At 67.3% G+C, this 23,019-nt stretch carries 19 protein-coding genes; 8 read left to right on the forward strand and 11 right to left on the reverse strand.

Annotated features, from left to right (window positions below):
* The first annotated feature begins 55 nt into the window (after positions 1-55).
* Genes ACPYOD_RS01065 through dusB form a run of 4 tightly spaced genes read left to right on the forward strand, consistent with a single transcriptional unit; the run spans position 56 to position 3,588 of the window.
* Positions 56-640, forward strand: a complete 585-nt coding sequence (locus ACPYOD_RS01065) for an RNA polymerase sigma factor (RefSeq protein WP_481299870.1) — start codon at positions 56-58, stop codon at positions 638-640.
* Positions 637-1,278, forward strand: coding sequence for an anti-sigma factor family protein (locus ACPYOD_RS01070; protein WP_481299871.1), 642 nt, complete (start codon positions 637-639; stop codon positions 1,276-1,278). Before ACPYOD_RS01065 ends, ACPYOD_RS01070 begins: the two co-directional genes overlap by 4 nt.
* Positions 1,275-2,591 (forward strand): S8 family peptidase, encoded by a 1,317-nt coding sequence (locus ACPYOD_RS01075; RefSeq protein WP_481299872.1) that lies wholly within the window; start codon positions 1,275-1,277, stop codon positions 2,589-2,591. Before ACPYOD_RS01070 ends, ACPYOD_RS01075 begins: the two co-directional genes overlap by 4 nt.
* A gap of 10 nt (positions 2,592-2,601) precedes the next feature.
* Positions 2,602-3,588, forward strand: a complete 987-nt coding sequence (gene dusB / locus ACPYOD_RS01080; protein WP_481299873.1) for a tRNA dihydrouridine synthase DusB — start codon at positions 2,602-2,604, stop codon at positions 3,586-3,588.
* Positions 3,589-3,595: 7 nt separating this feature from the next.
* Here the strand turns inward: dusB and ACPYOD_RS01085 are convergent, their stop codons facing one another.
* The 7 genes from ACPYOD_RS01085 to ACPYOD_RS01115 all read right to left on the reverse strand — a co-directional run bounded on the left by ACPYOD_RS01085 (position 3,596) and on the right by ACPYOD_RS01115 (position 10,783).
* Positions 3,596-4,888 (reverse strand): dicarboxylate/amino acid:cation symporter, encoded by a 1,293-nt coding sequence (locus ACPYOD_RS01085; protein ID WP_481299874.1) that lies wholly within the window; start codon positions 4,886-4,888, stop codon positions 3,596-3,598.
* A gap of 23 nt (positions 4,889-4,911) precedes the next feature.
* Entirely contained in the window at positions 4,912-5,784 is an 873-nt protein-coding gene (locus ACPYOD_RS01090; protein ID WP_481299875.1) for an amidohydrolase family protein, read from the reverse strand.
* A gap of 4 nt (positions 5,785-5,788) precedes the next feature.
* The gene (locus ACPYOD_RS01095) at positions 5,789-6,481 is read right to left on the reverse strand and encodes a 4-carboxy-4-hydroxy-2-oxoadipate aldolase/oxaloacetate decarboxylase (protein ID WP_481299876.1); all 693 of its coding nucleotides are present in this window, start codon (positions 6,479-6,481) and stop codon (positions 5,789-5,791) included.
* Positions 6,478-7,200 carry a PIG-L deacetylase family protein gene (locus ACPYOD_RS01100; RefSeq protein WP_481299877.1) on the reverse strand — a complete coding sequence of 241 codons (723 nt, stop codon included), beginning with the start codon at positions 7,198-7,200 and terminating at the stop codon, positions 6,478-6,480. The genes ACPYOD_RS01095 and ACPYOD_RS01100 overlap by 4 nt, the downstream gene beginning before the upstream one ends.
* 23 nt (positions 7,201-7,223) lie before the next feature.
* Positions 7,224-8,306 carry a 4-oxalomesaconate tautomerase gene (locus ACPYOD_RS01105; protein WP_481299878.1) on the reverse strand — a complete coding sequence of 361 codons (1,083 nt, stop codon included), beginning with the start codon at positions 8,304-8,306 and terminating at the stop codon, positions 7,224-7,226.
* Between the two features lie 151 nt (positions 8,307-8,457).
* The gene (locus tag ACPYOD_RS01110; RefSeq protein ID WP_481299879.1) at positions 8,458-9,366 is read right to left on the reverse strand and encodes a LysR substrate-binding domain-containing protein; all 909 of its coding nucleotides are present in this window, start codon (positions 9,364-9,366) and stop codon (positions 8,458-8,460) included.
* Positions 9,367-9,430: 64 nt separating this feature from the next.
* Positions 9,431-10,783 (reverse strand): carbohydrate porin, encoded by a 1,353-nt coding sequence (locus tag ACPYOD_RS01115; protein WP_481299880.1) that lies wholly within the window; start codon positions 10,781-10,783, stop codon positions 9,431-9,433.
* 296 nt (positions 10,784-11,079) lie between these two features.
* Between ACPYOD_RS01115 and ACPYOD_RS01120 the strand changes: the two genes are divergently transcribed.
* Together ACPYOD_RS01120 and fdhD are read left to right on the forward strand one after the other, a co-directional pair.
* Complete coding sequence (locus tag ACPYOD_RS01120; protein WP_481299881.1) at positions 11,080-13,416, forward strand: FdhF/YdeP family oxidoreductase; 2,337 nt, start codon at positions 11,080-11,082, stop codon at positions 13,414-13,416.
* Complete coding sequence (gene fdhD / locus ACPYOD_RS01125; protein WP_481299882.1) at positions 13,406-14,236, forward strand: formate dehydrogenase accessory sulfurtransferase FdhD; 831 nt, start codon at positions 13,406-13,408, stop codon at positions 14,234-14,236. The genes ACPYOD_RS01120 and fdhD overlap by 11 nt, the downstream gene beginning before the upstream one ends.
* Positions 14,237-14,263: 27 nt before the next feature.
* Here fdhD and ACPYOD_RS01130 read toward each other — a convergent pair whose 3' ends face one another.
* The 4 genes from ACPYOD_RS01130 to ACPYOD_RS01145 form a co-directional block, all read right to left on the reverse strand.
* On the reverse strand, positions 14,264-14,599 hold the full coding sequence (locus ACPYOD_RS01130) for a hypothetical protein (protein ID WP_481299883.1): 336 nt from the start codon (positions 14,597-14,599) through the stop codon (positions 14,264-14,266).
* Positions 14,596-15,147: a molybdenum cofactor guanylyltransferase gene (gene mobA / locus ACPYOD_RS01135; protein ID WP_481299884.1), complete on the reverse strand. Its 552-nt coding sequence runs from the start codon at positions 15,145-15,147 to the stop codon at positions 14,596-14,598. The genes ACPYOD_RS01130 and mobA overlap by 4 nt, the downstream gene beginning before the upstream one ends.
* A gap of 188 nt (positions 15,148-15,335) precedes the next feature.
* The gene (gene fusA, locus ACPYOD_RS01140) at positions 15,336-17,405 is read right to left on the reverse strand and encodes an elongation factor G (RefSeq protein WP_481299885.1); all 2,070 of its coding nucleotides are present in this window, start codon (positions 17,403-17,405) and stop codon (positions 15,336-15,338) included.
* A gap of 560 nt (positions 17,406-17,965) precedes the next feature.
* Positions 17,966-20,353, reverse strand: a complete 2,388-nt coding sequence (locus tag ACPYOD_RS01145) for a membrane-bound PQQ-dependent dehydrogenase, glucose/quinate/shikimate family (RefSeq protein ID WP_481299886.1) — start codon at positions 20,351-20,353, stop codon at positions 17,966-17,968.
* A gap of 102 nt (positions 20,354-20,455) precedes the next feature.
* On the opposite strand from ACPYOD_RS01145, the gene ACPYOD_RS01150 reads away from it, so the two are divergent.
* On the forward strand, positions 20,456-21,433 hold the full coding sequence (locus tag ACPYOD_RS01150) for an aldo/keto reductase (RefSeq protein WP_481299887.1): 978 nt from the start codon (positions 20,456-20,458) through the stop codon (positions 21,431-21,433).
* A 134-nt stretch (positions 21,434-21,567) separates the two neighbouring features.
* Positions 21,568-22,785 carry a methionine adenosyltransferase gene (metK, locus tag ACPYOD_RS01155; protein ID WP_481299888.1) on the forward strand — a complete coding sequence of 406 codons (1,218 nt, stop codon included), beginning with the start codon at positions 21,568-21,570 and terminating at the stop codon, positions 22,783-22,785.
* Positions 22,786-23,019: the final 234 nt, after the last annotated feature.

A 23,019-nucleotide genomic window follows, 5' to 3' on the forward strand; every position in this document is an offset into this window, starting at 1 on the left:
AACCTTTCGCGCTCCGCCCGGCACCAAGAGTCATGCGAACCCACGAGCCACGCCCATGAGCGAAGCCGACAACGAGGCCGACGCCACCGACCGCCAACTGCTGCGGCGCATGGCCGACGGCGACCGAGCCGCGCTCTCGGTGATGTACCGCGCGTATCACGGCCGGCTCTGCCGCTTCCTGTCACGCATCACCCGCCGCGCCGACATCGTCGAGGAAGCCATCAACGACTGCTTCCTGGTGGCTTGGCAGAAGGCCGGCACGTTCCAGGGCGATTCCCGCGTATCCACCTGGATCATGGGCATCGCGTACCGCTGCGGCCTCAAGGCACTGCGCCAGCACGGCAGCGAGCCGGTCGACGAGGACAGCTTGCCCGAGGACCGCACGCCGTCGCACGACCCGGACGAAGACCGCGTGATGCGCGACTGGCTGGGCAAAGGCCTCGAAAGACTGTCCGCCGACCAGCGCGTGGTGGTCGAGTTGGTCTACGGCGTCGGCCACACGCTCGACGACGTGGCGACCATCATGGGGTGCCCGGTGGGCACCGTGAAGGCCCGCCTCTTCCACGCACGCGTGAAACTGCGCAACGTGCTTCCCGGCCTCGCCGGGGAGCGGAATATACACAGAGAGAACGCGCCATGACCCTCCAAAAGGATGCCGGCAGGGATTGCACACGAGCCTGGGAAGCGATGCCCTGGGTAATCCGCGGCGACGCTACCGCCGCCCAGGACGAGTGGTTGCAGACCCATCTCGCCGGCTGCGATGCCTGTCGCGAGGAATTCGCGCAGCAGGAACGCCTGCGCGAGGCACTGTCGCTGCCGTCCGACCTTCCCCTCGACGCCGAGGCGGGCCTTGCCCGGCTGATGGCCCGCATCGACGAAGACGAGGCACGGCCACCGGTGGCACGCCGCCTGGCATCGTCGGGCTGGCTCGTCCGCGCCTTGGTCGCCGCCGTGCTGGTGCAGGCCATCGGCATCGGCGTGCTGGGTGTGAAGCTCCGCGGCGAGACACCATCCGCGCCGGCCTACCGCACGCTGAGCCAGGACGAAACCCCCGCGGCCGCCGGCTCGTTGCGCGTGGTGCCGCAGTCCACGATGAAAGTCGCCGAGTGGAACAAGGTGCTGCAGGACCTGCACCTGCGCGTGACCGGTGGACCGAACGACGTCGGGGCATACACGCTGGTGCCGGAAGACGGCAAGGCCGCATCGGACGAAGCATTGAAGCGCCTGCGCGCCACGCAGGGCATCCGCTTCGCGGAGCCCGTCGCCGGAGCACCATGAAGCGTCTGCTGGTCACTCTCGCGGCGTGCCTCCTCATGCCCGCGCTCGCGGGCTGCGCGCCGACGCGTGCGCTGACCGGCAAGTCCACGGACACAGCCGGACCCGTCGGCGATGTCGCCGCGATGGACAGCGGCCGCGACATCGTCCTGGCGGTGGCCAACCCGCTCGAGCCCGCGGCGACCCACGCGGGCTCCAACCTCCTCGGCTACACGCCCGCCGCGAACTACAGCGCGGGCCAGCGCGCGGCGTCCGCCCTTGCGGACATCGAAAAAGCCTATGGCGTGCGCACGATCACCGGCTGGCCCATCAAGGCGCTCGGCCTGTACTGCGTGGTGATGCATCCTCCGCCGGGCGTGGACCGCGACGCCCTGATCGCAAGGCTCGCCGCCGACGAGCGTGTGCAACTGGCGCAGCCGCTGCAGGAGTACACCGTTTTCGGCGAGGCCGACAACGCGCAGCCCTCACCGCCGCCGGCTGGCCGCCGCTACAACGATCCGTACACCGACCTCCAGCGCGGCTTCGTCGAAACGCATGCGGCCGTGGCCCATACGGTGACCCAGGGCGGCGGAGTGCACGTGGCCGTCGTCGATACCGGCGCGGACATGAGCCACCCCGACCTGCACGATCATGTGCGCGATGCCGGCGACGCCGTGGACGGCGACGCAGCCAACTACGACGGCGACCGTCACGGTACCGAAGTGGCCGGCATCATCGCGGCCGAAGGCGACAACCACCAGGGCATGGTCGGCATGGCGCCGAAGGCGCGCATCAGCGTGTACAAGGCCTGCTGGTACCCCCAAGCCGACAAAGGCGCGCGGTGCAACTCGTTCACGCTTGCGAAAGCACTCGCCGCCGTGAACGACACCGATGCCCGCATCGTCAATCTCAGCCTCGGTGGCCCCGCCGATCCCCTGCTTGGCAGGCTACTCGCACAGCTGCTCGAGCGTGGGCGGATCGTCGTGGCCGCCATGCCGCCCGGCGGCGGCACCGGCGGCTTTCCCGACAACGCGCCCGGTGTGCTCGTGGTGCGCTCGAGCGACACTACACCCGCCGCACCCGGTGTCCTGAGCGCCCCAGGCAAGGACATCCTCACCACCCAACCCGGTGGTGGCTACGATTTCTCCTCCGGCTCCTCCATGGCCGCGGCGCACGTCAGCGGCATCCTCGCCCTCCTCGTCTCCATCTCGCCACGCCTCGACGCGGCCACGGCGCGCGACATCCTGCTGCGCACCAGCACCCTCAGCCACGGGGTGCTCGAAGTGGACGCCGCCGCGGCGGTGGCCGCGCTGGGCGCGGAGCGCGGAAAGCCGTAAAATCAAGGGCATGCGCATCGGCCCCTACACCATCGCGCCCGCCGTGGTGCTCGCGCCCATGGCCGGCGTCACCGACAAGCCGTTCCGTCTCCTGTGCAAGCGCATGGGGGCCGGGCTTGCCGTGTCCGAGATGACCACCGCCGATCCACGCCTTTGGAACACGCGCAAGTCGTTGCGGCGCATGGACCACGAAGGCGAGCCCGAGCCTGTCAGCGTGCAGATCGCCGGCTACGATCCCGGCATGCTCGCCGAGGCCGCCCGCTACAACGCCGACAACGGCGCGCAGATCGTCGACATCAACATGGGCTGCCCCGCCAAGAAGGTGTGCAACGTGTGGTCCGGTTCCGCCCTGCTCCAGGACGAGCCCCTGGTGGCGCGCATCCTCCACGCCGTGGTGAAGGCGGTGGATATTCCGGTCACGCTCAAGATCCGCACCGGCTGGGACCGCGAGCACCGCAACGCCCTCACCATCGCGCGCATCGCCGAGGACGCCGGCATCGCCGCGCTTTCGGTGCATGGGCGCACGCGCGCCGACAAGTACGAAGGCGAAGCCGAGTACGCCACCATCGCGGCGGTGAAGGCCAGTGTTTCCATTCCCGTGCTCGCGAACGGCGACATCGTCGATCCGGCAAAGGCGCGCGAGGTGCTGCGCATCACCGGCGCCGATGCGGTGATGATCGGCCGAGGCGCCCAGGGCCGGCCGTGGATCTTCCGCGAGATCGCCCATCACCTCGACACCGGCGGCTTCCTTCCTGAGCCCACGCCAGGCGAAGTACGCGACATCCTCACCGGCCACCTCGAGCATCTCTACGCCTTCTACGGCGAGCAGATGGGTGTGCGCATCGCACGCAAACACCTGGGCTGGTACGCGAAGGACCGTCCCGAGAACGCCGCTTTCCGCCATGTGGTGAACAAGGCTGAAGATGCGGCGACGCAGTTGCGGCTCACGCGCGAGTATTTCGACGCATTGGAAGCGGGCGTTTCGCTGGCGGCTTGAACCCCGATCAGGCGGCTTTCAGCACCGCTGCCATCTTCGGACGGTCCAGTTCATGCTCCCAAGCCGACACCACGATGGCCGCGACACCGTTGCCGACGAGGTTCGTCATCGCGAGGCCGGTGCCCAGGAAGCGGTGGATGCCCAGGATCAGCACCATGCCCGCGACCGGGACCACGGGCACGACGCTGAGCGTCGAGGCGAGCATCACCAGCGCCGCGCCGGCGACGCCGCTCGCACCCTTCGACGTCAGCATGCCCACGATCGCCACCGTGATCTGCTGTTCCAGCGTGAGCGGAATGTTCAGCGCCTGCGCGATGAAGAGGATCGCCATCGTCAGGTAGATGTTCGTGCCGTCCAGGTTGAACGAATAGCCCGTCGGTACCACCAGGCCCACCGTCTCCTTCGGGCAGCCCAGCGCCTCCATTTTCCGCATCAGCGGCGCCAGCACCACCTCCGACGAACTCGTGCCCAGCACGATCAGCAACTCGTCCTTGATGTAGGCGCAGAAGCGCAGGATGCTGAAGCCCGCGAGACGCGCCACCGCGCCGAGCACCAACACCACGAAGATCACGCACACGAGGTAGAAGCTGCCGATCAGTTCCATCAGCGGCACCAGCGATACCACACCGTACTTGCCGATGGTGAACGCCATCGCGCCGAAGGCACCGATGGACGATACCGCCGTGATGTAGTGCACGATCTTGAAGAAGACCTGCGCGCCCGCGTCGATCACGTCGTATACCGGCTTGCCCCGCTCGCCTACCGAAGCCAGTGCGCAGCCGAACAGCACCGAGATCAACAGGATCGAAAGCACGTCGCCCTTCGCGAAGGCGCTGACGAACGTCGAGGGAATGATCGAAAGCAGGAAACCGATCGATTCGATGTTGTGGCCCTGTGCCACCAGGTTGCCCACCTCGCCCGCCTTCAACGTACCCGGGTCCACGTTGAATCCGGTACCGGGATGGAACACGTGCCCGGCGACCAGCCCGAAGAACAGGGCGAAGGTGGATATCGCCTCGAAGTACAGCAGCGCCTTGCCGCCCACCCGCCCGACCTTGCGCATGTCGCGCATGCCCGCGATACCGGTCACCACCGTGCAGAAGATGATCGGCCCGATCACCATCTTGATGAGCGCGATGAATCCGTCGCCCAACGGCTTCATCGCCACCGCGTACTTCGGCGACAGGTAACCCAGGATCACGCCAAGCACCACGGCCACCAGCACCTGGACGTACAGCTGCCGATAGAACGGCTTGCGCGGCTTCTGCGATGCGGGAACGGTGGCGGCGGTATCGGACATGGGATTCTCGTGGCGTGGATCGATCAGGCGAAGTCGTACAGGCGCGCCGGGTTGTCGACGAGCAGCCGCTTGCGCAGCGCCTCGTCCGGACAGAAGCGGAACATGAGGTCGACCAGGCCACCGTCGTTCGGCATGTCCTTCGAAATGTTCGGATGCGGGAAATCCGTGCCCCACAGCACGCGGTCGGGGGCGGCGTCGATGAGCGCGGCGGCGAACGGAATGGCGTCGTCGAAAGGCCGTTTGCCCACAGAGACGCGCTCGGCACCGCAGACCTTCACCCAGGCCAGCGGGTTGTCCCGCATGAGTGCCAGGAGAAGGCGGAACGGTTCCTGGTCCAGCCCCTTCGCAGCCTGCACCCGGCCCATGTGGTCGATGACGAAAGGTACGCGGATCTTCGCGAGCACGTCGTCGTTCAGTTCCACGATGTCGTTGGCGTCGAGGTGCAGTACCACGTGCCAGCCCATGTCGGCCACCTTGTCGAGCACGCGCCAGAACACTTTCATGTCCGGACGGCCGCCCAGGTGCTGCACGAAGTTGAAACGCACGCCGCGTACACCACCGCGGTCCAGCGCTTCGAGGCCCGTGTCGTCGATGCCGTCGTCGACGATGGCCACGCCGCGGTAGCGGCCGTTGCCGCGCTCGATGGCGTCGAGCATGGCCGTGTTATCGGTGCCGTGGCAGCTTGCCTGCACGATCACGCCGCGGTCGAGGCCAAGGAAGTCGTGCAGCGAAACGAGGTGCTCGTAAGGGGCATCCGGCGGCGTATAGCTGCGGTCCGGCGCATAAGGGAAACGGTCGGCCGGACCGAAAACGTGACAATGCGCATCGCAGGCGAGCGGGGGCAGTGCCTGCAGCGGCTTGGTGGGATGGGGATCGGGGGGGAGGCAGGACTTCATCGGATCACTCGTTCGGAAGGTCGTCGACGTAACGGAGACCGGCGGCGGCGAGCTTCGGGCGCATATCGTAGATATCGAGGCCCAACTCGCCTGCCGCAAGCCGCTTGCGCTTGTCTTCTTCATTCAGCATGCGCTTGCGGGATGCGGCGATGGCGGCGTCCACGGTCGCATGGGGCACCACCACCACGCCGTCGTCGTCGGCCACGATGGCGTCGCCGGCCTTCACCACCTGGCCGCCGATCACCACCGGCACGTTGACCGAGCCCAAGGTGGCCTTCACGGTGCCGCGGGCGTGCACGGCGCGCGCCCAGACGGGAAAGCCCATCCGGCGCAGTTCCGCGCTGTCGCGCACGCCGGCGTCGATGACCAGGCCGGCCACACCGCGTCCCATCAGGGACGTGGCGAGGAGGTCGCCGAACATGCCGTCGGTATTTTCAGTGGTGCAGGCGACCACCAGCACGTCGCCGGGACGGCACTGCTCCACGGCGACGTGCAGCATCCAGTTGTCTCCAGGCTGGGCCAGCACCGTAACCGCCGAGCCGGCGATCGCGCGGTCCTGCTGGATCGGCGCGATGCCCGGCAGGAAGAGTCCCGTACGCCCCTGTGCCTCGTGCACCGTGGCGACACCGAGCGCGGCGAGGGTGCTCGCCTGCTCCGCCGTGATGGCCGGCCGGTTGCGGACGACGATGCCGATCATGCGAGCGTTCCCTGCGTCACGTGCGGGAACACACGCTGGAAAGCTTCCGCGTAGGTGATCTTGAAGTCGGAGTTGCGCGTGGCCTGCGCACCGCGCTGGAGTCCGACACGCGTGTAGTACTCCCACAGGTGTTCCTGCGCCCGCATGGTCTCGAACGCGGCCCGCTTCTTCTCCCATACCGACGTGATGTCGAGGAACAGCTCCGGCTTCCATTCGCATTGTTCCGGCTGGTGCGGTTCGAACAGGAACACCGGCGGCGCGCCGATCACCGGCACCTGGGGATCGTGGCCGTGCGCCTGGGCGACGACCCGCGCTTCCTGGGCGACATGGGTCGCGAGCGGGTGGTCGAAGTTGTAGGGGTCCTTGAGGGAATGGCTCAGCACGAACGACGGACGCAGTTCGCGATACACCTTGGCGAGGTGGAACACCACGTCCAGGTCGGCGCGCATCGGGTAGTCGCCGATGTCGAGGAATTCCACCGTGGCGCCGAGGATGTCGGCGGCCTCCTGCGCTTCCGCGCGGCGGTCGGTCTTCACCTTCTCCATCGTCATGCCGGGCTGCCGCCACAGCTTCGCGGACTCGCCGCGTTCGCCGAAGGACAGGCAGACGATGTGCACGCGCCAGCCCTGCGCCGCATGCAGCGCGATGGCGCCGCCGGCGCGCCAGACGAAATCGGCGGAATGGGCGCTGACGACCAGCGCGGTCTTCGGTTCGGACATGGTGGGCTCCAGGTGGGGATGGATCAGGCAGCGGGGCCGCGCCAGATCGAGGGGGAGACGGGAACGGTGCCGCGCATCAGGAGGCGCGCGGTGCGCAGGAGCGCCGCGCGGACCACGCGCGTGCCTTCCATGCCCACCTCGACGCTGAATTCTCCCGTCGGATGTTCGATCGACAGCGTGCGTACGTCGCCTTCGCCGGGGTTGGCGACGTCGTACGCCACGGAACCGGGGAGCACGGCCGCTGTCGCGACCGTGACCGCGCCGAGCACGCCGATGGACGTATGCACGTCGTGCGGGATGAACGTGCGCGTGCCGATGGCGCCGCCCGCGCGTGGCGGGGACACGAGGGTGATCTTCGGGACGGGCTTGCGGCTGACGTCGCCCAGGTTCATGAGCGGCGCCGCCTTGAGCCGTAGTGCCTCGATGCGCGCCTTGAGCGCGACGTTCGCGGCAAGTTCCTCCGGCGTCTCGTCGCCTCGCACGCCCAACGATGCCGCGGCGATGATCATCACCGGCATGCCGTTGTCGATGAGCGTCATGTCGACGCCGTCGATCGTGTCGCGCACGTTGCCGGTGGGCAGGAGGCTGCCGGTGAGCGAGCCTTCGGTATCGAGGAAGCCGCAGCTGACGGGCGAAGCGGGACGCGGCACGCCGTCGATGTGCGCGTCACCGTCGTAGACCGGTTGGCCCGAGGGCGTTTCGATGGTGATTTCCGCCACCACGCCGGTATTCACCGTGCGTACGCGGCGGGTCGTGGTGCCATGGTCGCCCTGGAGGAGTCCTGACTCGATGGCGGCGGGCAGCGCGGCGGCGAGCATGTTCCCGCAGTTGGGCGTGGTGTCCACCGTCGCATCGGCGATGCCGACCTGGCCGAACAGGAAGTCGAGATCGGCGACGCCGTCCGTCGGAACAGACAGGATGCCCACCTTGCTGGTCAGCGTCTTCGCGCCGCCGAGGCCGTCGATCTGCCTGGCGTCCGGCGAACCCATGGCCGCCAGGATCACCGCGTCGCGGGTGGCGCCGTCCGCAGGCAGGTCACGGGCAAGAAAGAAAGGTCCTTTCGAGGTGCCGCCTCGCATGTACCAGCAGGGAATCTCGTATGCCATCGCTTTCGACCGGAAGAGCTGATGAGCGATGGTCTTCCCGCCGGCGAGGGGGTACAACGTGATCGGCAGCCTATCTGCTTTGCACAATTGTCATATCCCGACCGGCGTCTTGCGTTTGATGCAATGCAGCACCTGCGCCTGTGGCACGGAATCATCCCTGAGGATCGAGCTTCCCTTCCGCGATCAACTCGTCCACCAAGGCCAACGCCTTCTCCGTGATGGGGCTCATCGGGCGCTGCGTAGGCGTGGCCACCACCAGGCGCGTGACGATGCTCGGCATCACGATCGGTACTGCGCGCAGCTGGTGCGGGCCGCGGCGGGCGAGCACCGCGTTGCGCGAGAGCACGCCATAGCCCACACCCCTCTCCACCAGATCCAGCAGTGAACGAACCGAGTCGATCTCGAGACGGATGTCCAGCGGCACCCCGTAACGGGCGGCGTCGGCCTCGATGAGCTGGCGTACGGAATGCAACGGCGACGGAATGATGAGCGGGTATTGCCCGAGTGTCGCCAGCGGCACGCTTTCCGGCAGTTCGCGGCCGTCCTTCACGCTGCCGATGAGGTAGAGCTCTTCGGAATGCACATGGCGGAAACGCATGTTGGCGTTCACCGCGGGGTTGTAGAGCAAGGCGCAATCCAGGCGGCCGAGTTGCAACCATTCGAGCAGGCTGGCGCTCAGGGCTTCCACCACACTGATCTGCGCGGCGGGATAGCGTTCGCGAAAGCGCATGACGAGATCCACCGTGAGCAGCCCGCCGACGCTGGGCGGGAGGCCGATCGCAAGTTTTCCCGCGAACACGCCCCGCGCCTGGCCGAGCTGCATGCGCGCCACTTCCACCTGGCGCAGGATGCCGCGCCCGTGCTCGACGAGTTCGCGCCCCGCCTCGGTGGCGACGACGCCGCGACCGTTCCGCTCGAGCAGATGGGTGCCCAGCTCCATCTCCAGCTGGCGAACCTGGCGGCTCAGCAGCGACTGCGACACGTCGAGCGTGGCGGCGGCCCGTGTGAGGCTGCCGAACTCGACGATGCGGATGAAGCTCTGCAGGTGTTTCAGGTCCACGGAAGGGTCACGCGACGGCCGGCCAGGGTGGCCCGATTATGTGCCCATCCGGTAGACCGGTGCCTCATTGGCTACCCGGGCCGCCCATGTTCACCATCACGCGCAAGCCGATCACCAGCGCATTGGCGGGGACACGCTTGACGCCCACGGTGTTGCCCAGGATGTCCGGATGCACGATGTACTGGATGTTGGGTACCAGGCTCACCACTGGGAAGAGCTTGTAGCTGTAGTTGAGTTCGGTCATCCACTCGTTGCGGGCGAAGTGATCGTCGGTGTCGCTGTTCTTGTGGATGAGGTCGTCCTCGAAACCCACCGCCTTGCGGCTGAAACGAAACAACGTGGCCTGGAAGCCCAGCGAGTCGGTGGGACGCGCGGCGGACAGGCCGGTCCAGAGCATGCCGAAGGTGGACTGCAGCGTGTAGTTCTCGGCGTTGTCGAGCGGACCGGTGATCGAACCGAACAGCGCGAGGTTGCGTGTGTTCCGGGTCGGGTCCGGCTTCCACACCACCTTGTCGGCAAGCACGTAGAGGCCGTAACGGCCGCCGTCGTAGCTGCGCGGTGCGCCGCCGACCAGGCCGCGGTGCAGGCCGCGCGTATTGAGTTCCGGATCGGTGAACGGCGCGGAGTTGTACCAGCCGCCGATCTTCAAATGCTTCGGGTACGGATCGTTGGCGAACGTCGTGCCATACCCCACCTCCACCGGAATAAGCACACCGGTAGCGTCGTGGATGCCCCAGTCGAGGCCGTTGTTGTTCCGGCGCTCCGGGTTGATCTCGAAAGCACCGATGGAAACGTAGCGCGCGTCGGGCTGGTAGGTAACACGGGCGCCCCAGTTCACATAGGGAAACCCGGTGAACCCGCCGGTCGTGTTCGTGAGCTGGTAAGGACAGTCGGGCGCGCTGACGAAGCGGCAACCGTATGTGGAACGCGCGAACTGCCACGTCGCGTTGATACGGCCCGCCAGCACGTTGATGTGGCTGCCGGAAAACTGCTGCTCCCAGCTCAGCTGGGCCAGTTCCCACTGGCGCTTCGGATACCAGTAGCCCTGGATCTTCTGGATCACGCCGATGTCGTTCGCCGCGACGCTGTGCCCGTAATAGCGCGCAAAGGTGATGTGCATCTTGCCGCCTTCGATACCGGCGAGCTTGCCCATGTCGAGGTCCGCCCCACCCACGGCACCGCCGCCGTTCGTCGCACCGAGTCGTTCGCCGCCGCGCACGCTGCCCGCCCAGTCGTTGGCCCAGACGAAGCGAAGCGACACACCGTCGTCGCGCAGCCGATCGACCGGGCCCTTGTCGTCGTTCGTCGGCGCCTGCGCGGTCTGGCGAGGTTGCTGGGCATCGGGCGTGCTCTGCGCGAACGCAGAGGGCGCGGCGAGTGCGACCAGGGCGGCGATGGCGAAGTGTCGGAATGTCATGGCGGTTACCCCCTACCCGCCGAAACGCCGACGGAGCGCAGGCGATGCTCGTCGGCGCCGCGCGGCGGAACAACGCGATGGGGTACCTATCAGGTATGCGAAGAATGCATGACTTGCATTTCGTCATGACTATTGTGCATTGCACAATTCCGGCAAAGGGCTGCCGGCGGGGCGCAGCGCTCCGTGTTGTGGCGGCGCGGCAATAACTTGCGCCGCCGTACCTTCGTTCAATTGCCCGCTGAAAGTGGCGCGTAGAATGATCGGCCGGCGGCCCCATACACCTGCGAGCAACGTCCATGACCGATAAACCCGTCCCCGGCTTCGAACCATACGATGGCCCGGCGGGAGGCTGGGGCGCCCTGGGCGCCGTGGCGAAAGCGCTCAGCGGCCAGATGGCGATAGCGCGCGAGTCGATGGCCCTGCACAGGGTGAACCAGCCGAAAGGCTTCGACTGCCCCGGCTGCGCCTGGCCCGACCCGAAGGAAACCTCGTCGTTCGAATTCTGCGAGAACGGCGCGAAAGCGGTCTCGTGGGAAGCCACTGCCAAACGCGTGCGGCCGGAATTCTTCACCAGCAACACGGTGGCTAACCTGTGGAACCTGACCGACTACGCATTGGAGGGCCTGGGCCGGCTGACCCACCCGATGGCCTACGACCGCGCCACGGATACGTACCGGCCGATCGCGTGGGAGGAAGCGTTCCAGCGCATCGGCGCGGCGCTGCGTGCATTGCCCGATCCGAACATGGCCGAGTTCTACACCTCGGGCCGGGCGTCCAACGAAGCCGCCTTCCTCTACCAGCTGTTCGTGCGCGAGTTCGGCACGAACAACTTCCCCGACTGCTCCAACATGTGCCACGAGGCCACCAGCGTGGGCCTGCCGCAATCGGTCGGCTCCGGCAAGGGAACCGTGGTGCTGGACGACTTCGAGCATTGCGACGCCATTTTCTGCATCGGACATAACCCCGGCACGAACCACCCGCGCATGCTGTCCACGCTGCGCGAAGCGTCGCTGCGCGGCGTGCCCATCGTCGTGCTCAACCCGCTACCCGAGCGCGGACTGGAGCGTTTCACGTCGCCGCAGAGTCCCGTGGAGATGCTCACCGGCAAGTCGGTGCGCATCGCGTCAACTTATTACAAGCTGAAGATCGGCGGCGACGTGGCCGTGTTGAAAGGCATGATGAAAGCGCTGCTGGCCGCCGACGAACGCGCCATCGCCGCGGGCATGCCCGGCGTGCTCGACCGCGAGTTCATCGCCGCCAACACCACCGGCTTCGAGGCGCTGGCGGCCGACCTGGCGCGCACGTCGTGGAACGCCATCGAACGCCATGCCGGCCTCACGCGTGCCCAGATCGAAGACGCGGCCGACATCTACGCCAAGGCGAAGAACGTCATTGTCTGCTACGGCATGGGCATCACGCAGCACGCGCACGGCACCGAAAACGTCCAGCAGATCGCCAACCTGCTGCTCCTGCGCGGCAACATCGGCCGCCAGGGCGCGGGCATCTGCCCGCTGCGCGGACACAGCAACGTGCAGGGCGACCGCACGGTCGGCATCACGGAAAAGCCCAACGACGAATTGAACGACGGCATCCGCCGGACCTACGGTTTCGAGCCGCCCGTGGAGCACGGCCATGACGCCGTGGCCGCGGTAATCGCGATACGCGAAGGCCGTTCCAAGGCGCTCGTCGCACTGGGTGGCAACCTCGCCGTCGCGATGCCCGATACCGAAGAAACCTTCGAGGCGATGCGCAAGCTGGACCTCGCCGTGCACGTGGCCACCAAGCTCAACCGCTCGCACCTCATCCTGGCGAAGGAATCGATCATCCTGCCCTGCCTAGGCCGCACCGAACTCGATGTGCAGGCCACCGGCCCGCAGGCGGTGACGGTGGAGGATTCGATGTCGATGGTGCATGCATCGGCGGGAACGCTCACGCCGGCATCCGAACACCTGCGTTCCGAACCCTGGATCGTCGCCGGCATTGCCAAGGCCACGCTGCCGCACACCCGCGTGGACTGGGACCGGCTCGTGGGCGACTACAACCTCATCCGCGACGACATCGAAAAGGTGTTCCCGATCTTTTACGACTTCAACCGCCGCGTAAGCGCGCCGGGCGGCTTCCGCCTGCGCGTCGCCGCCAGCGAGCGCGACTGGGCCACGCCGGACAAGCGCGCGCACTTCCTCCTCGCCGCCACGCTCGACGAAGATGCGCCGGCGAATACGCGGGAGTTGATCCTCACCACCGTGCGCTCGCACGACCAGTACAACACCACGATCTACGGCCTCAACGACCGCTACCGAGGTGTGACGGGGCGGCGCGACGTGGTGTTCATGCATCCGAACGACCTCGCCTCGCGCGGCCTCGCGCATGGCGACGGCATCGACGTGTTCGCCACCGGCGCGAACGTGGCCGATGGCAAGCAACGCGCCGTGCGCAGCTTCATTGCGGTGGCCTACGACATCGCCGAGGGCTCGGTGGCCATGTACTACCCGGAGGGCAATGCGCTGATCGCGCTGGAAAGCCACGACCGCCGCTCGGGTACGCCGGCGTACAAGTCCGTGCCAGTGCGCATCGAGGCCGCCGTCACGACCGCCGGCCGCACGGCCACGCCGAAGGCGGAATATGCCGCCTGAGCAACAGACCCCGCCCGGCAGCGCCATTCGCCCCGTCGTTCGCGTCGAGCGCGGGCGGCGCAGCGACGACGACGATCGCCTCGCCGAGGAAGTGCCCGTGGCAATGCATTTCGACGGCGCGCCGTTCGCCGTGATGATGACTTCGCCCGCCGACCTCGAGGATTTCGCACGCGGCTTCGCGCTCACGGAGGGCAAGGTCGCTTCGATGCTGGAGATCGTGGACATCGAGGTGCGCGAGGTGCTCGAAGGCATCGTCGTGGACATACGCACCTGTGGGAGCCGCTTCAGCGGCGAAATCGCCGGCGAAGCCGGCTCCCACACAAGCCGCGAGTTGCCCGGCCGCAGCGGCTGCGGCATCTGCGGCAGCCGCGAGCTGGAAGACGTGGTGCGCCATCCGGCGCCGGTGGCGGCGGGTCCGACCATTACGCCGGACGCCATCGAGCGCGCACTGGACGCACTGCGTTCCCGACAGCCGGTAAATGCGAGCACCGGCGCCGTGCATGCCGCCGGCTGGGCGCTACCCGACGGCACCCTCGTCGACGTGCGCGAGGATGTCGGACGGCACAATGCGCTGGACAAGCTCATCGGCGCGATGCTCGTCGCACACAACGACCCGCGCGACGGCTTCCTCGTCATCACCAGCCGTGCCAGCTATGAGATGGTCACCAAGGCGGCCGTCGCGGGCATGACCATTGTCGTGGCGATCTCCGCACCCACCGCCCTGGCCGTGCACCTGGCCGCGGATTGCGGCGTCACCTTGCTGGGCTTCGCCCGGCCCGGCCGCTTCAACATCTACAGCCGCCCGGATCGCATCGGCTGAGCCGCGTGCGCCGGGGGTACTCTGTGCCTATCCCCGGCGCCGGCGCAGGCTGTCCTTCACGTCCACGTCAAAGCGCACCGTGGTGGCGACGGTGTCGTGGCCGGGAATGTCGAAGGTGAGCCCGTCCTTGCTCGGCAGTCGCGACTGGAGGTCGCGCAGCGCCTGGCGCGGCACTTCCATGCGCCATTCGTGCGCCGTGCCGGAAAGCGTGCAGCCGTTGTCGGTGGCGTCGATCGCGTAGCGCATCGTGAACGCCTTGCCGAAGGCCGTCGAACCGAGCAATGCGATGTCGTCGAGCAATTCGGCCAGTTCGTCTTCGTCGATCCTGATGCGGATCGTGTCTTCCTCCAGCTGCACCCTCATGCGTTCGCCTCTCGCCATTCGTCGGGGGTATTGCAGTTCACCAGCAGCCGCGTGTCCAGGCCGTCTAGCGGCAGCGCCGACGCGCCCACGCGCGCATGGAGGGCGGCGATGGAGCAGGCGGGGCCTGGCCGGTTCATGAGTTCGCCGAGCACGGCGCGCGCCGTGGCGTCCATCGTCAGGCGCATGGGGAGCGGGTGCCGGTGCCAATACGTCGCGGCGTGGCCCCGGTCCGCGAGCAGCGGCGCGAGGACCGCGGGCCCCAGGCGCGGCATGTCCACCGGGACGACGAGCCATTCGCCATCGGGCAGTGCGTGCATGGCGCTGGCGATGCCGCCGACGGGGCCGGTGTCCGGCCATAAGTCCGGGATACCGCCGTCGCGCGCGCCGCTGACGGCCACGCGTGCCGCACCCGCCTCGCGCAGGATGCGCGACGTGCGTTCGAGAAGAGTCTCGCCGCCGATACGCAGCATGGCCTTGTCTTCACCCATGCGCGAGGAACGGCCGCCGGCGAGAACGAGCCCAAGGATCGGAAATGCAAAAGAAGTCATGCACAAAGGGTACTGTGGGAGCCGCTATAGCGGCGAGAAGCCAACGGAGCGGTGTAGCCGTGAGGTAAGCCCATCGCCGCTAAAGCGGCTCCCACAGTGGAGTGATGGCCTCGCCGCTACGGCGGCTCCTACAGCGAAGTGGCAGCCATGCGGGGAAGTGGAGGGGCCGGGTGGCCCCTCCCCCTCTGTTACGCCGAGCGGCGCGACGGCTCCTGCAGCGCCGGGCGGTACGCATGGAAGGCGACCGTTGCCGACGCGCGTCCCTGGCTCAGCGAGCGCAGGGCCGTGCTGTAGCCGTCGAGCTGGGCCAGTGGCACGTCGGCCTCGATCTCCGTGCGTTCCTGCCGGTCGACGAGGTTCACGATCTGCCCGCCGCGACGTTGCAGGTCGCCCAGCACATCGCCCACCGCGGTGCCGGGGGCGCTCACGGAGACGCGCATCACCGGTTCCAGCAACACCGTGCCCGTCGCTTCCAGCGCGGACTTCACCGCGATCTGCGCGGCACGGTGGAACGCCGCCTCGTTCGAATCGACGGCATGTGCCTGTCCATCCAGCACCACCACCGACGCACCGACCACCGGGTAGCCGCGCGGCCCTTCGAGCAGGGCCGACAACGCGCCCTTCTCCACCGCGGCCTGGAAGGCCTTCGGAATGACACCGCCGGTGGTGCGATCCTCGAATGTGTTGGCGTCGCTTCCGTTCGGCGTTACCGACAGGATCACGCGCGCGTACTGGCCGCTGCCGCCGGTCTGCTTGGCAAGCTTGCCTTCCACGGCACCCGAGGCCGACGCCGGCGTTTCCTGGTAGGCCACGCGCGGTGAACCGGTGCGTACCTGCACGCCCCACTCGCGGCGCAGGCGTTCCACCATCACCTCCAGGTGCAGCTCGCCCATACCCCACACCAGCGTTTCGCCGGTGTCCGGATCGGTGCCGACGCGGAACGACGGGTCTTCCTGCGCGAGGCGCGCCAGCCCGTTACCGAGCTTGAGCAGGTCGGCCGAACGCTCGGGCGACAGGCGCCACGACAGCACCGCGGGCTGCGCCTGGATCGCTTCCAGTCGCACGTGCCGATGCGCATCGGACAAGGTCTCGCCCGTGGCCACGTCCTTCCAGCCGGCGATGGCGACGATGTCACCCGCTTCCGCCTCGTCGACGGCCTCGGTGTCTTCCGCGCGCACGACGGCAAGCCGGCCGATACGCTGCACGCGATCGGTCCCGCTGCGCCACACGGCGTCGCCGACATGCAAGCGGCCCGCGTAGAGCCGCACGAAAGCCAGCGGTCCGTGCGCCTGGTTGACGACCTTGAAGACGAGCGCCGCCAGCGGTGCATCCGCATCGGGCGGAACGGTCGTGTCGCCATCGTCGGTATGCGCGATAACCGCCGGGCGGTCCAACGGCGAAGGCAGGTACGCCACCATCGTGTCGAGCAGCGGCTCGATGCCGACGTTGCGGAACGCCGAACCCGGCAGTACGGGCGAACCCAGGCCGGCCAGCGTGCCACGGCGCAGCGCCGCGGCGAGCGCGGCCGCGTCGATGGGCATTTCGGCAAGCCACAGTTCGGCCAGCGCTTCATCGCGGTCGGCGACGGAGGCCACAAGTTCCGCGCGCGCTTCGGCGAACGCCGCACGCTCGGCGTCGTTCCACGGGTGCACGGAGGCCGTGCCGGCGTCGTCAAAACGCCAGGTGCGTTCGCCGACCAGGTCGGCCAGCCCCGTCATGTGCTCGTCCTCGACGATCGGGCGCGCGACCACCCACGGGTTGGCCCCGAGCTTCTCGCGCATCTGCGCCACCACCGCGTCGAAATCGGCGCCGGGGCGATCCATCTTGTTGACGAACGCCATGAGCGGCACGCCATGCCGGCGCGCCTGGTGCCACACGGTTTCCGATTGCGGCTGCACGCCGGCCACGCCGGAGAACACCGTCACCGCGCCGTCGAGCACGCGCAGCGAGCGCTCCACCTCGATGGCGAAGTCGATATGCCCGGGCGTGTCGATAAGGGTGAGGCGATGCGGCTGGCCGCCGTCGGGCGTCCAGTTCGCGCGCACGGCCGCGGCGCCGATCGTGATGCCACGCTCGCGCTCCAGTTCCATGTGGTCGGTGGTGGTGGCGCCGTCGTGTACCTCGCCGGTGCGATGGATCGTGCCGGTCTTGTAGAGCAGGCGCTCGGTAAGCGTGGTCTTGCCCGCGTCGACGTGCGCGATGATGCCGAGGTTGCGCCAACGGCTGACGGGGATGCGGGTTTCTCGGGTGGTACTCATGGCTAACGGTTCCTGATGGGGATACGCCAGGGGCTCGATGGGTCTCGAGCGAGGCACTCCCCGATCCCTTGCCGCCGCCCCTGGCTGAGCAGGACGGTCAGGATCGGGGGTCGCGGCGGTTCTTCATGGCACGTTGCTCCAGGTCGGAATGGCTGGTTTTCAGGACAAAAAAAAGCACCCTTGCGGGTGCTTGGTGTTCGTCGAGGCCGGCGCACCGTCTTACGACGATGGGCCTCCATGCACGGCGCGCGCGCACCCGCGACGCGCCCGTGGGGCGATCGGTGGAACGTGCATCAAATCGTGCTTGCAGCGGAACATGGAGTGGCTCTCTTGGACTGGGTGCGGATGCTACGCCTGCTTTCGGCGCCAGGCAAAGCATCGCTTTCGCGTTGGAACAGCAGTTATGGGGCCGACCGCCGATTTTCAAGGCCGAACGCGGCACTGTGGGAGCCGGCTTCGCCGGCGATCCCGCGGTAGCGGGCACCTGGCGAGTGCGCATCGCCGCTGAAGCGGCTCCCACAAGAGCACGGGCCCTCTTGCCGCGATGGCGCCTCCCGCAATCAGGGCAGTGAGTACGCCATCACATAGTCCCCCGACTTCGTGCCCAGGCCGCTGTGGCCGCCGGCTGCGATGACGACGTATTGCTTGCCGTTCACCGCATACGACATCGGGTTCGCTTGGCCGCCGGCCGGCAGCCGCGCCTTCCACAGCTCCTTGCCCGTGCGTTCGTCGATCGCACGCAGGTAGTCGTCCGCCGTGGCACCGATGAACACGAGGCCGCCCCGCGTCGTCATGTTGCCGCCGATGTTGAAGATGCCGGTAGGCAGCGGCGCGTTCACGTGCGTGCCGAACGGCCCGGTGTCGCGCGTGGTGCCGATGGGGTGTTCCCACACCAGCTTGTGCGTGACGAGGTCGATCGCGGCGAGCGTTCCCCACGGCGGCGGATTGCAAGGCACGTCGATGGGATTGAGCCACGGGTGCACCTTGCCCACGTAGGGCGTGCCGTATTGCGGGGCCAGCCCGCCACCCACGTGCGGCTCGTTGCCGCTGCCGTCCCATGGCTTCACCAGGCCCTGGGCCTCAGCCTGTTCGCGCGGGGCCAGGCTGATGATGAACGGGATGTAGTTGGCGTTGGCGATCAGCAGCTTGTTGTACGGATCGATGGACGCGCCGTGCCAGTCGATCACGCCGTCGAAGGCGGGATACACGATGGTGTCTTTCAACTGCGGCGGCGTGAACTGCCCCTTGTAGTACGACTTGCGGAACTGGATGCGGCACATCAGCTGGTCGAAAGGCGTCGCACCCCACATCGACTGTTCGGTGAGGTCCTGCGGCGTCAGCGACGGCATGCCCACCGAGTACGGTTGGGTCGGCGAGGTGAAGTCGCCGGGCACCGCGCCCTGCGGCACCGGCTTTTCGCGCACCTCGGTAAGCGGCGTGCCCGTGCGGCGATCGAGTACGAAGAACTCGCCGCGCTTCGTCGTCTGCACGAGCGCCGGCACCGTACCGCCCTTTCCGTCGGGCAGGTCCACCAGCGACGGGCCCACCGGCACGTCCATGTCCCATACGTCGTGGTGCGTGTTCTGGTACACCCACTTCGGCGCACCGGTTTCGATGTCGAGCGCCACGGTGGAACTGGACACCTTCTCGTCCATCGGGCGGCGGTGGCCGCCGAAGTAGTCCGGCGTGGCATTGCCCATGGGCAGGTACACCAATCCGAGATCCGCGTCCGCGGTGTAGACGCCCCAGGCGTTGGGCGTACCGCGGGTCAGCTGGTCGTCGGGGCCGGGCGTCCAGTTCTGCGGATCGTGGCCCACGTCCCACGCCCACACGAGTTTTCCGGACAGGGGATCGAACGCGCGCACGGCACCGGAGGGTTCGCCTTCCGCCTGGTTGTCGTAGACCCAGCCGCCGAGCATCACGCGGTCCTTGAGCACCAGCGGCGGCGACGTCACGAAGTGGAAGCCCGCCGGCACATGTCCAAGGTATTGCGTCAACGAGACGAACCCATGCTGGCCGAAGTCCTCGCACGGCTTGCCGGTATCGGCATTCAAGGCCATGAGCCGCGCGTCGAGCACCGGCGCGATGATGCGTCGCGGGCAGTCGGTCTGCGTGCCCTGCGGCGCTTCGTAATAGGCGACGCCGCGACATGCGAGATACACGTCGGGTTCCGTATCGGCCTTCGGATCGAACGTCCATTTCTTCTGCCCGGTGGCGGCGTCGAAGGCCACGACCCAGCTGTGCCCCGTACACACGTACAGCGTGTTGCCCACCTTGATCGGCGTGTTCTCGAAATTGAATTCGTGTCCGGCGTCGGTGCCGCCCTTGTCCTCGCCGGGACGGATGGTATCGCCCGTGCGCGCCGACCAGGCGAGCTTCAGGTTCTTCACGTTGCCCACGTTGATCTGGTCCAGCGGCGAGAAGCGGTCGCCGCGCGGCGTGCGCCCGTAGAACGGCCATTCATCGTCTGGAACGGAGGTGTCGTGTCCACCGGCGTCGTTACGTACGACCATGTCGCCACTCGTGCCCACCGGCTGCATGAAACCCGCAACACCCACGCCGATGCCGACCAGGGCGACGAGCAGCACGGCGATAGTGCCGCCACGCGTGGGCGTCAGTCGTCGCGTCACCCACGGCATGGCCAGGTAAATGCCGAGAAGCACGGGAAGCAACAGGCGCGGTTCGAGTTGCCAGCCGATCAGGCCGACCTCGGCGACGGCCCATATCACTGTTCCCAGCAACACGATCGCGTAAAGCCACAATGCTGCGGACGAACCGCGTGCGAGAAGAATGCCCGTGGCGCAGACGCCCGCACCGGCGACCAGGTAATAGGCGCTGCCGCCGAGGACGACGAGCCAGACACCGCCCAGGGCCAGCGCAAGGCCCAGGATGGCGACGACGAAACCGGTGATGCGTGGTGCGCGTCGTGGCGTTCCAAGGGATGACATGTCGCTTCTCCACAGGTGCGAGACCATTGAAGATAGCCTTGTCAGGTATATGTAACGTCTACGCCATTCCGGCAAACGACCGCTCCCGCCTTGGAGGTTCCCATGCGCTACGTGAAACTGGGCCGCACCGGCCTCGAGATATCGCCCCTCGTGCTCGGCTGCATGACCTACGGCGTGCCCGATCGCGGCAACCACGCCTGGACCCTCGACGAAGAGGAAAGCCGGCCGTTCATCCGCAAGGCCCTGGACCTCGGCATCAATTTCTTCGACACGGCCAATGCCTATTCGGACGGCACGTCGGAAGAAATCGTGGGCCGCGCCCTGAAAGATTTTGCGAGGCGCGACGAAGTGGTGCTCGCCACGAAGACGTTCTATCGCTGGCGCGAAGGGCCGAATGCCGGCGGCCTGTCGCGCAAGGCCATCTTCCACTCGGTGGACGATAGCCTGCGCCGGCTCGGTACCGACTACATCGATCTGTTGCAGATCCATCGCTTCGACAACGGCACTCCCGTGGAAGAAACCATGGAGGCGCTGCACGACGTGGTGAAAGCCGGCAAGGCGCGCTACATCGGCGCATCGTCGATGTACGCATGGCAGTTCGCGAAGATGGTCTACACCTCCCGCCTGCACGGCTGGACGGAGTTCGTGAGCATGCAGGACCACTACAACCTCATCCAGCGCGAGGAAGAGCGCGAGATGATTCCTTTCTGCATCGACCAGGGCATCGCGGTGCTTCCATGGAGCCCGCTCGCCCGCGGCCGCCTCACCCGCGACTGGGACGAGGGCAGTACACGCCAGGAGCGCGACGTTTTCGGCGGCACCCTCTACAACGCCACGGAGGACTCGGACAAAGCCATCGTGGCCGCCGTTAAGAAGGTGGCGGAAGGCCGGGGTGTGCCTCGCGCCCAGGTGGCGCTCTCCTGGGTGGCCCACCGCGCGGGCGTGACGGCACCCATCGTCGGCGCCAGCAAGCCGCACCACCTGGACGATGCCGTCGCGGCGATCGACCTCGTTCTCAGCGAGGACGAGACGGCACTGCTTGAAAAAGCTTACGGACCGCATCCCATCGCCGGGTTCTGACCCGGGCGCCCGGCCCTGAACGTCCATGCAATCGTCACGCCCCGGCGGTACCTTCCCGCTGCAAAACCGGCCGGGGCCGTGTATTATGGCGCGCCCTTTATCTCTTTATCCGTAAAGAAGGATATATCGCCCCGATGAGCAACTACCTCTTCACCTCCGAGTCGGTCTCCGAAGGCCATCCGGACAAGATCGCCGACCAGATCTCGGACGCCGTTCTGGACGCCATCCTGGCCCAGGACCCGCGCGCTCGCGTGGCCTGCGAGACGCTGGTGAAGACCGGCGTCGCCATCGTCGCGGGCGAGATCACCACCAGCGCGTGGATCGACCTCGAGGCCCTCACCCGCAAGGTGATCCTGGACATCGGCTACGACTCGTCCGAGGTCGGCTTCGACGGCGAGACCTGCGGCGTGCTGAACCTCATCGGCAAGCAGTCCCCGGACATCAACCAGGGCGTGGACCGCAAGAAGCCCGAGGAACAGGGTGCCGGCGACCAGGGCCTGATGTTCGGTTACGCCACGAACGAAACCAGCGAGTACATGCCGGCGGCGATCCACTACGCCCATCGTCTCGTCGAGCAGCAGACCAAGGTCCGCAAGAAGAAGAACTCGCCGTTGCCGTGGCTGCGCCCGGACGCGAAGAGCCAGGTCACCCTGCGCTACGAGAACGGCGAAGCCGTCGCCATCGACGCCGTCGTGCTTTCCACCCAGCACGATCCGGACGTGAAGCAGAAGGACCTCGTCGAAGGCGTGCGCGAGCTGATCCTGAAGCCCGTGCTGCCGGCGAAGCTGCTGCACAAGGGCACCAAGTTCCACATCAACCCGACCGGCAAGTTCGTCATCGGCGGCCCGGTGGGCGACTGCGGCCTGACCGGCCGCAAGATCATCGTCGACACCTACGGCGGCTGGGCCCGTCACGGCGGCGGCGCGTTCTCGGGCAAGGACCCGTCGAAGGTCGATCGCTCGGCGGCCTACGCCGCGCGCTACGTGGCGAAGAACATCGTGGCGGCCGGCCTCGCCGACCGTTGCGAGATCCAGGTCAGCTACGCCATCGGCGTGGCGGAGCCCACCTCGATCTCGGTCACCACGTTCGGCACCGGCAAGATCTCCGACGAGAAGATCGAGAAGCTGATCCGCAAGCACTTCGACCTGCGCCCGTACGGCATCATCAAGATGCTCGACCTGGTGCACCCGATGTACCAGCCGACGGCTTCGAACGGCCACTTCGGCCGCAAGCCCTACGAGATCACCGACAAGAACGGCAACACGTTCACGGCGTTCTCCTGGGAGAAGACCGACAAGGCCGACATCCTGCGCGACGCCGCGGGCCTCGGCGCGAAGGTCGGCCGCAAGTAAGCCGCTTCGTCAACGCGGTATCGAACGGGCACCCTCGGGTGCCCGTTTTTTTTGGTTCGTCGCGTATATCTGAGGTAATCGTCGCCGATTGAGTTGCGCCATCGTGTGGGCCACGCACACCGCAGCGATGGGTGGGAGGCGCCGGGCTGTGCCCCTCCGGGCTCAAACATGCGGTCGCAAAGCGACCGAACTCGCCCGGAGGGGCACAGCCCGACACCTCTCCTATCACCGAGG

This window comes from Luteibacter sp. HAY1-4A (assembly GCF_056755355.1).

Bases quoted from the DNA above. Each gene is read 5' to 3' on its own strand.
- ACPYOD_RS01065 (WP_481299870.1), top strand. From the start codon at position 56: ATGAGCGAAGCCGACAACGAGGCCGACGCCACCGACCGCCAACTGCTG.
- ACPYOD_RS01090 (WP_481299875.1), bottom strand. From the start codon at position 5,784: ATGAAGTCCTGCCTCCCCCCCGATCCCCATCCCACCAAGCCGCTGCAG.
- fdhD (WP_481299882.1), top strand. From the start codon at position 13,406: ATGCCGCCTGAGCAACAGACCCCGCCCGGCAGCGCCATTCGCCCCGTC.
- mobA (WP_481299884.1), bottom strand. From the start codon at position 15,147: ATGACTTCTTTTGCATTTCCGATCCTTGGGCTCGTTCTCGCCGGCGGC.
- fusA (WP_481299885.1), bottom strand. From the start codon at position 17,405: ATGAGTACCACCCGAGAAACCCGCATCCCCGTCAGCCGTTGGCGCAAC.
- ACPYOD_RS01085 (WP_481299874.1), bottom strand. From the start codon at position 4,888: ATGTCCGATACCGCCGCCACCGTTCCCGCATCGCAGAAGCCGCGCAAG.
- ACPYOD_RS01130 (WP_481299883.1), bottom strand. From the start codon at position 14,599: ATGAGGGTGCAGCTGGAGGAAGACACGATCCGCATCAGGATCGACGAA.
- dusB (WP_481299873.1), top strand. From the start codon at position 2,602: ATGCGCATCGGCCCCTACACCATCGCGCCCGCCGTGGTGCTCGCGCCC.
- ACPYOD_RS01145 (WP_481299886.1), bottom strand. From the start codon at position 20,353: ATGTCATCCCTTGGAACGCCACGACGCGCACCACGCATCACCGGTTTC.
- ACPYOD_RS01070 (WP_481299871.1), top strand. From the start codon at position 637: ATGACCCTCCAAAAGGATGCCGGCAGGGATTGCACACGAGCCTGGGAA.
- ACPYOD_RS01095 (WP_481299876.1), bottom strand. From the start codon at position 6,481: ATGATCGGCATCGTCGTCCGCAACCGGCCGGCCATCACGGCGGAGCAG.
- ACPYOD_RS01100 (WP_481299877.1), bottom strand. From the start codon at position 7,200: ATGTCCGAACCGAAGACCGCGCTGGTCGTCAGCGCCCATTCCGCCGAT.
- ACPYOD_RS01115 (WP_481299880.1), bottom strand. From the start codon at position 10,783: ATGACATTCCGACACTTCGCCATCGCCGCCCTGGTCGCACTCGCCGCG.
- ACPYOD_RS01120 (WP_481299881.1), top strand. From the start codon at position 11,080: ATGACCGATAAACCCGTCCCCGGCTTCGAACCATACGATGGCCCGGCG.
- ACPYOD_RS01105 (WP_481299878.1), bottom strand. From the start codon at position 8,306: ATGGCATACGAGATTCCCTGCTGGTACATGCGAGGCGGCACCTCGAAA.
- ACPYOD_RS01075 (WP_481299872.1), top strand. From the start codon at position 1,275: ATGAAGCGTCTGCTGGTCACTCTCGCGGCGTGCCTCCTCATGCCCGCG.
- ACPYOD_RS01150 (WP_481299887.1), top strand. From the start codon at position 20,456: ATGCGCTACGTGAAACTGGGCCGCACCGGCCTCGAGATATCGCCCCTC.
- metK (WP_481299888.1), top strand. From the start codon at position 21,568: ATGAGCAACTACCTCTTCACCTCCGAGTCGGTCTCCGAAGGCCATCCG.